The 8,315-nt window shown below is 54.3% G+C and carries 4 protein-coding genes; 2 read left to right on the plus strand and 2 right to left on the minus strand.

The window, feature by feature from the left end:
- Positions 1-56 precede the first annotated feature (56 nt).
- A complete protein-coding gene (locus POG22_RS16185; protein WP_498906392.1) occupies positions 57-4,271 on the plus strand; it encodes a response regulator in 4,215 nt (1,404 codons plus the stop codon).
- A gap of 139 nt (positions 4,272-4,410) precedes the next feature.
- Here the strand turns inward: POG22_RS16185 and POG22_RS16190 are convergent, their stop codons facing one another.
- Positions 4,411-5,490, minus strand: coding sequence for a PIN/TRAM domain-containing protein (locus POG22_RS16190; RefSeq protein WP_498906394.1), 1,080 nt, complete (start codon positions 5,488-5,490; stop codon positions 4,411-4,413).
- 172 nt (positions 5,491-5,662) lie between these two features.
- Between POG22_RS16190 and hemW the strand changes: the two genes are divergently transcribed.
- Positions 5,663-7,066: a radical SAM family heme chaperone HemW gene (gene hemW / locus POG22_RS16195; RefSeq protein WP_498906396.1), complete on the plus strand. Its 1,404-nt coding sequence runs from the start codon at positions 5,663-5,665 to the stop codon at positions 7,064-7,066.
- 330 nt (positions 7,067-7,396) lie between these two features.
- Here hemW and POG22_RS16200 read toward each other — a convergent pair.
- A partial coding sequence (locus POG22_RS16200) for an adenylate/guanylate cyclase domain-containing protein (protein WP_498906398.1) occupies positions 7,397-8,315 on the minus strand: 919 nt, incomplete at its 5' end.

Below are 8,315 nucleotides of genomic sequence, written 5' to 3' on the forward strand. Positions count from 1 at the left end.
CTTCCATCGGTGCATCTCGTTTCTGTTCCAGACTGGTCGTCTTCTTCCACTCCGGCATGAAATTACGCAAAAAAACCTTACTCATCGTCGGTGCGGCGTTGGTGGCGCTCAATTTAATGTTATACGCCACCTCTTCGTTCGTTTTACTGCGCGACTTCGATCGCCTCGAAGAACGCTACGTTCGCCAAGATGTTGTCCACGCCCTCGGCGCGATCGCCTCGGAAATTGCCAGCACCAACACCATGGCCCGCGACTATGCGGAGTGGGACGATACCTATGAGTTCATGCAAACCGGCAATCGAGAGTACGTGAGATCGAACCTCGTCGATTCGACGTTTTCCTATCTCAATCTTAACGTAATGGTTTTTGTCGATCGCGAGGGAAACATTCAATTTAGTAAAGGGTTCGATCGCCGGAGTCAAACTGCCGCCCCCCTTCCCGAAGGCTTGACGAGTCACCTACAACTCGAAAGTCCCCTACTCCAACACGAGGAGACGAACGACAGCGTCTCTGGACTTCTCAAACTGCGCGATCGCGTGATGACCGTCGTGTCGCGTCCGATCGTCACCAGTAGCGCCACCGGGCCGGCGCGAGGCACCTTAATCGTCGCGCGGGATCTCGACCGACCCGAAATCCAGCACATCGGCAACCGCACGCAACTGTCTCTGAACGTCTACGACGTGGACGATACCGACCTCCCCGACAACGCCAGACAAGCGCTCGAAAGCATCGATCGCGGTGTGGACATCTCCCAAAACTTCGCTCGCTCGGGCAATCTCGAACTCGACAGCGCGATCGCCATCGCTCCCCTCACCGCGACGCGAGATCGACATCCCTCCGAACCGGGCGATCGCGCCACTGACACCGCTGTTTTTCGCTCGTCTCTGCCACCGACCGATCTCGCGTTTTCGACCACCGACTCGATCGCTGGATATACCCTCCTCAACGATATCTACGGCCGCCCCACCCTGTTACTACGGGTCGATTCTCCCCGCGTCATTTACCAACAGGGCCAGGCGAGTCTGAAATACTTTACCGCGATCCTCTCGGGGGTGGGTGTTGCCTTTAGTGGGTTAACGTTACTCCTGGTCGAAAAATTGGTGCTGGCGCCCCTGGCCGCGTTAACCGAAAGTGTCAGTCGCGTCGGCGATCGCGGCGATCTCGAAATGCGTCTCGAACCCGTCGGTCAAGACGAACTGTCGAGTTTGGCTCAGAGTATTAACAAAATGCTCGACGCCTTGGGGCGATCGCAGTCCGAACGGCGCGAAACGGAAGAACGCTATCGCCTGATGGCGGAAAACTCCACCGACCTCATCGCTCGCCAGCGTCCCGACGGTACGTTTCTCTATGCCTCTCCCGCCTCGGAAGTGTTGTTGGGATACACACCCGAAGACCTCTCCGATAAAGCCGCTCGGGATCTCGTCCATCCTAAAGACCTCGAGAGTTTCCTGTCCTCAACCGTCGAGGCGCTCTCATCTCCGGCCGCCCTCACCATCAGTTACCGCATCCGCCACAAAGACGGTCATTACGTGTGGTTCGAGACCACCAGTCGCGCCGTTTGCGATCCGAAAACTCAGGAAGTGCGGGAAGTCGTCACCGTGTCTCGGGATATCACCGAGCGCAAACTGGCCGAAGAAGACTTGCGAGAAAGCGAAGCCTCCATTCGCGCGATTTACAAAGTGACTTCGTCGCGCCAGCTCGATTTCGAGGAGCGACTACAGGGGTTGTTGGAGTTGGGACGCCAGCGCTTCGGTATGGAAATCGGGATTCTCTCTCGTATCGAGGGCGATCGCTTCGAGGTCGTCGAAGCCCAATCTCCCAACGACGCGATCGCGATCGGCGACGTTCTCAATTTGGAAGATACCTACTGCTACCGCACCATCGAGGCGCAAGATCCCCTGTACTTCGAGTTTCTGCTCATGTACGGGACGAACGCACCACCGAGATACGGGCCGTTTCGCATTCAAGCCTATATCGGGACGCCGCTGGTGGTGGCGGGAGAAGTCTATGGAACCCTGAGTTTTTCGAGCCGCACGCCGTTACGAGATCCGTTTAAACCAGTCGATCGCGAAATTCTCAAACTCATGGCGCAGTGGATCGGCGGAGAGCTCGAACGCCAACAAACCGCTGCCGATCTCGCCCGAACTCGCGATCGCGCCCTAGCCGCCACTCAGGCCAAAAGCGAGTTTCTGGCCACCATGAGCCACGAAATCCGCACCCCCATGAACGCCGTCATCGGCATGACCGGCTTGTTGTTGGATACGCCCCTGTCGCCCGAACAGCGAGATTTCGTCGAAACGATTCGCAGCAGCGGCGACGCCTTGCTGACGATCATTAACGATATTCTCGACTTCTCTAAAATCGAATCCGGTAAGCTCGAACTCGAACAACATCCCTTCGATTTGCGGGCTTGCGTCGAGCAGTCTTTGGACTTGTTGGCCTCGAAAGCCGCTGGAAAAGGTCTAGAACTGGCGTATCTGATGGACGATAACACCCCCGTCGGCATTTGCGGCGACGTGACGCGGGTGCGACAAGTGTTGGTGAACTTGCTCAGTAACGCCGTGAAGTTTACCGATATCGGGGAAGTGGTGGTGTCGGTCAAGGCCGAACGCCTCAACGAAGCGACTGAGGTAGGCGCTCGTAACGGCCAGGGCGCGATGGACTTTCCCTCGTACGAAATTCAATTTTGCGTGCGCGATACCGGTATCGGCATTCCGTGCGATCGGATGCACCGCCTGTTTCGATCGTTTACCCAAGTCGATTCCTCGACGACTCGTCAGTACGGGGGAACGGGGTTAGGCTTGGCCATTAGCAAGCGCCTCGCCGAGATGATGGGCGGCCGGATGTGGGTCGAAAGTATGGGGGTTTGTACGGGAGATCCTCCCGACGGCTTTACCCTCACCACCGGCATCGAAGATCGCGGTTCGATTTTCTACTTTACGACGGTTGCTCGCATTTCGGCAGCGCCCACGGCCTTGAAGGATTGCTCGCCTGAAATCGAACTGCGAGACAAGCGGTTGTTGGTCGTGGACGATAACGAGACGAACCGTAAAATTCTCAGCGTGGCCGCTCGACGTTGGGGTATGGAAGCCTGTGCTGTGGCGGACGGGTACGCGGCGTTAGAGGTGTTGGAATCCGAACCGCCGTTCGATTTGGCAATTTTGGATATGCAAATGCCGAATTTGGACGGGTTGACCTTAGCGCGGAGGATGCGCCAACGGGAGAAAGGGCAAACGCTACCGCTGGCAATCTTAACGTCGATGGGGTCGGACGTAAAAGACGTCAACGTGGATTTAGCGGCGTTTCTCAACAAGCCCATCAAACACTCGCAACTGTACGACGTACTGGTGGGGGTGTTGCAAGGACGGCCGGTGTCTCGCGAATACACCGAAGCTCCGAAATTAGACGTTCATTTAGCCGAACGCCTGCCGTTGAAAATTTTGGTGGCCGAAGACAACGCAGTCAATCAGAAGGTCGCCACGCAAACCCTCGAACGCATGGGATATCGCGCCGATGTTGTCAGCAACGGCTTAGAGGTTCTCGACGCCCTCAACCGACAACATTACGATGTGGTGTTGATGGACGTGCAGATGCCGGTGATGGACGGGTTGGAGTCGGCGCGGCGTATTTGTCAGAAGCGATCGCCTCAGCGTCGTCCGTATTTGATTGCAGTGACGGCCAACGCCATGCAGGGCGATCGCGAAGAGTGCATTCAAGCGGGGATGGACGATTACATCAGTAAACCCATTCGGATCGACGAATTGGTGGAAGCCCTCAGCCACTGTCCCGTCGCCCGCCATCTGAACGTGGAAGAGTTGGCCAACGGTAACGCTCCGAGTCCGGCTGGCGATCGCCCGACGAACGAAATGAAGTCTCGTTCTGCGCTGTCCCCTTCGCCCTCGCCCTCCTCGACACCAGAAGCCTACGTCACCCCGTTAAATGAGAAAACGTTAAACGATTTACGGGAAATCGACGCGTTGGAAGAGTTGATCGAGTTGTATTTCGAGGAAGCCCCCAAGTTACTCGAGCGTATCGACGATGCGATTCAACTCGACGACGCCGAAGGCTTGCGAGATGCTGCCCATTCGATGAAATCGACGAGTGCGGCGTTGGGTGCGATGCCCCTCTCCGAACTAGCCGAGCAACTCGAACGTTTTGGCAAAAAAGAGGATTTAGCAGACGCGCCGTCGCTTTGGGGGCGCTTGCAGGCTCAGTACCAACGCACCGTTGAGGCTCTAGAACGAGAACGACAGGTTATCGCTTCCCAGTAGGGAGAGGGGGAGCCGGGGAGAGGGGGAGCAAGGGAGAAACAGTTATCTGTTTGCTGTCTTCACTGGTGACTGGTGACTGGCGACTGGTGACTGTTCCCCGTTCCCCGTTCCCTGTCTTCACTGGTAACTGGTGACTGTGCTACGCCACGACTGAGGCATGGGGACGGGCGAAAATCATGCGCCCGGCGGAGGTTTGCAGGGCGCTGGTGACGACTACACGCATTTCACTGCCGATCGCGTCGGAACTCTCTTCGACGACGACCATCGTTCCGTCTTCGAGATAACCGACCCCTTGAGCGGGTTCTTTGCCGGTTTTGAGGATTTTGACCTCGAAGCTGTCGCCGGGAAGGTAGGACAATCGTACAGCTTGGGCGAGGTCGTTGACGTTGAGGACGGGGACTTTTTGCAGCGTTGCCACTTTGCTGAGGTTGAAGTCATTCGTCAGGAGAGTTCCGTTGATTTCGGCCGCCAGTCGTACCAGTTTGGCATCGACGGTCATGGGTTCGTCGTAGTCCGCCGGGTGAATGGCGATGCGATCGGGGTAATCCTCTTTCATTTGGTTGAGGATGTCGAGACCCCGACGACCCCGTACCCGCTTGCGATCGTTCGACGCATCGGCCACCTGTTGCAGTTCTTCGAGAACGAACTGCGGGACGAGAAACTGACCTTCGACAAAGCCAGTATCGAGCAGGTTTTGAATGCGGCCGTCGATAATACAACTGGTGTCGAGGATTTTCGTGGCGGCGGGTTTGAGGGTTCCTTCGGCCACCATCAGGGTTTCGACGCTGTTGGGGTTGAGCAGGCGCAAAAACGCCCGGCCGTGGGTGTCGGCGAGGGTAACGCCAAGAAACCCAAACATGACGCTTCCCAGGACGGCGAGGAAGGGTTTGATGAAGGTGAAGTCTTTGGGAACGGGAACGAGGAAGACCGGCGCCAACATGAGGTTAGCTACGAGTAACCCCGCGACTAAGCCAATGGCTCTTGTCAGCAGGACTTCGAGGGGCATTTCGCGAATGTTGGCTTCGATGCGGCGGTAGGTGGTTTGTACCGACAGGCCGACCATTCCACTGACAATTGCGGCGAAGCTGGCTACGACCCAGCGCAAGCCGTCAATGTTGGTGACTTGCTGCATCGCACTACCCGGAAGCAGTTCGATACTGTAGAAGCCGATGCCTGCTCCCGCTATGATGAATGAGATAATGATGAGTGCGTCGAGCATCGTTCTAGCCGATTAGACGAATCGATCGGAGCGGAATACGTTTCGAGGAAACGTTAAATCTGTTGAGAGGGAAAATCGCTCTCTCTCTCTCCGAAAAATATTGACATGGGTTTATTATAATGGTCTGTTCTCCTAACGATCGCGCTTGGTTTGAGGGGGCAAAACCGAACTCGTGGGCGATTTTGCGATCGCCACCGCGATCGGTCGTGAGTGTTGGGAGTGTCTACAGCGACTCGATCGCTCGTTCCTCAAACCTTGTCGAAAAATCCGATCGAAAGTCGATCGACTGTTTTTGAATTCTTTAAACTCTTGCAAAACGCCAAACTCTGGCGAAACTTGGCGTCAAATCGCCGTGACGCCGCCGCGTTCGGCTTACGTTCACGTCCCGTTTTGTCGGCGACGCTGTTTTTATTGCGATTTTCCGATTTCGGTCGTCGGCGATCGCAAGCACGGTGAAAATTCTCAGACCGTTCGAGCGTACGTCAACTGGCTGTGTGCGGAAATTCAAGCGACGCCGCCGCGCGATCGCCCGTTGGAGACGGTGTTTTTCGGCGGGGGAACGCCATCGCTGCTGTCGGTGTCTCAGCTCGATCGCATCTTAACAACCCTCGATCGACACTTCGGTATCGTCGGCGACGCGGAAATCTCCATCGAGATGGATCCCGGTACGTTCGATCGCGCGAAACTTCGCGGGTTTCTGAAGGCGGGAATTACTCGCGTCAGCTTTGGCGCCCAGGCGTTTCAGGACGAGTTGTTGCAATATTGCGGGCGATCGCACTCTGTCGCCGATATTTATACCGCGTTCGACCTCTTAGAAACCGAAGGGATCGCCAACGTCAGTTTCGACCTCATGTCGGGACTTCCCCACCAAACGCCCCAGCAGTGGGAAGCCTCCTTAGAGGCGGCGTTGAACCTCGATCCGGCGCATTTATCGCTGTACGATTTGATTTTGGAACCGGGGACGGTGTTCGATCGCTTCTACAAACCGGACGCCGAACCGTTTCCCGACAGCGAAACCGCCGCCAATTTGTACCGTCTCGCCCAGCAACGTTTGACGGCGGCGGGATACGGTCATTACGAAATCAGCAATTACGCGAAACCGGGATTCGAGTGTCGCCACAACCTTACCTATTGGTGCGATCGCCCTTACTACGGCTTCGGACTGGGGGCGACGAGTTACGTCGGCGGTTTGCGGTTCGCCCGTCCCCGCACCCGGAAGGCATATGCTGAGTGGGTGGAGCGATACGTCAATTCTGGCGGTGAAATCGAGGCGGAAACGGTCTCCGACAGCGATTTGATTCTGGAAACGTTGATGTTGCGGTTTCGCTTGGCGGAGGGACTGGCGATCGCTGAGTTACAGCAAAACGTGACAGAGAAGACGTTACAGCGATTTTGGCAGGCGATCGCCCCTTATCTCAATTGCGGTTGGATGAAATTCGACGACGATGCTGGGAAGGACAAACGAGTTCGACTGAGCGATCCTGAAGGATTTTTATTTTCTAACGTTATTTTATCGACACTGTTCGAGCAATTAGAAGATTGTGCTGAATTGCAATGTTTTCACCTCGAGATATAGCAACCTTAAATCGGGTGTATCTCAAAACTGTAAATTTATCAGATCGGAGTCTCTGCCGTAAATTGAGCTGTTGTTGGGTTTCGCGATCGCTCCACCCATGGACGGCAGCGTTGCCGAAGTCCAACCTACCCCAGACTCATATTTGGGTCTTCAAAGTTTGAGGTGATAAGCGGATTTTATAGCCGATCGAAACCCTTGCTGTAGGGGCGTCATGGCAATGCGCCCCGGTTCAATTTCGTATTATTCATAACAAATTACACCGTAATCTCAGGAGACCCCATATTTTTACATCCATTGAGATGACCCCTCTCAACTCCTCATTTACTCGTCTCACTTATGAGTCATCGTCCGCACGCCATCCCAATCTCTTGAAGGTGGATGTTTTAACAGCGTTCTAGCGTGCTTCAAATGTAACTCTAGTGGCTTATCGTTCGGACAGATGTGTTGTGCTGCTTCAAAACAGGCGATCGCTTGCTCGAAATTTCCCGCCAAATAATCTTCTCGACCTGTTTTATACAAATACAAAAACTTTGCCATTCCCGGATCGAGATCGACCGATTTTTCATCGATGAGTTCGTAAATTTTGACCGCTTGATTTTTGCCTTTAACTCGAATTTTATCTAACTCGCGAACCCAAAGGCGATCGGCACATAAATTATAAGTATGTTCGCTAATAATAATATCGCAGCCATATTCTTTTGTCAGACTTTCGAGCCGGGCGCTCAAATTGACACCATCTCCAATTACAGTATAATCCATACGCTTTTGCGATCCAATATTTCCCGAAACGACTTCTCCCGAACTCACACCAATTCCAATATTAATTTTCGGTTGATTTTCAATAATACGATGTTGATTAAACTCCTCTAATCGCCGTCGCATATCCAACGCCGACCGAATCGCCATCCAACCGTGATTTTCTGTCAGTGGAAGCGGTGCGCCAAATACAGCCATTAACGCATCGCCAATAAACTTATCTAAAGTTCCCTCGAAATTAAACACCGCTTCCACCATCGTCTCGAAATACTGATTGAGCAGCGTGACCACTTCCGACGCTCCCAAATTTTCCGTCAGTGTTGTATATCCGCGAATGTCTGAAAACAGAATCGTAACGTCCTTGCGTTCTCCCACCATCAAGGCGTCTTCTCCTAACGCCATCACCTGTTCGGCGACGTTGGGCGTCATATAGCGATACATCGCCGTTTTCATGCGTTTTTCACGACTGATATCTTCTAACACGATCAATCCC

The sequence above is a fragment of the Geitlerinema sp. CS-897 genome, assembly GCF_028368005.1.
GTDB classification, from domain to species: Bacteria; Cyanobacteriota; Cyanobacteriia; order Cyanobacteriales; family Geitlerinemataceae; genus Baaleninema; species Baaleninema simplex.

What these genes read in the sequence shown, in the direction of transcription:
- POG22_RS16185 (WP_498906392.1), top strand. Translation starts at nt 57, where the DNA reads ATGAAATTACGCAAAAAAACCTTACTCATCGTCGGTGCGGCGTTGGTG.
- POG22_RS16190 (WP_498906394.1), bottom strand. Translation starts at nt 5,490, where the DNA reads ATGCTCGACGCACTCATCATTATCTCATTCATCATAGCGGGAGCAGGC.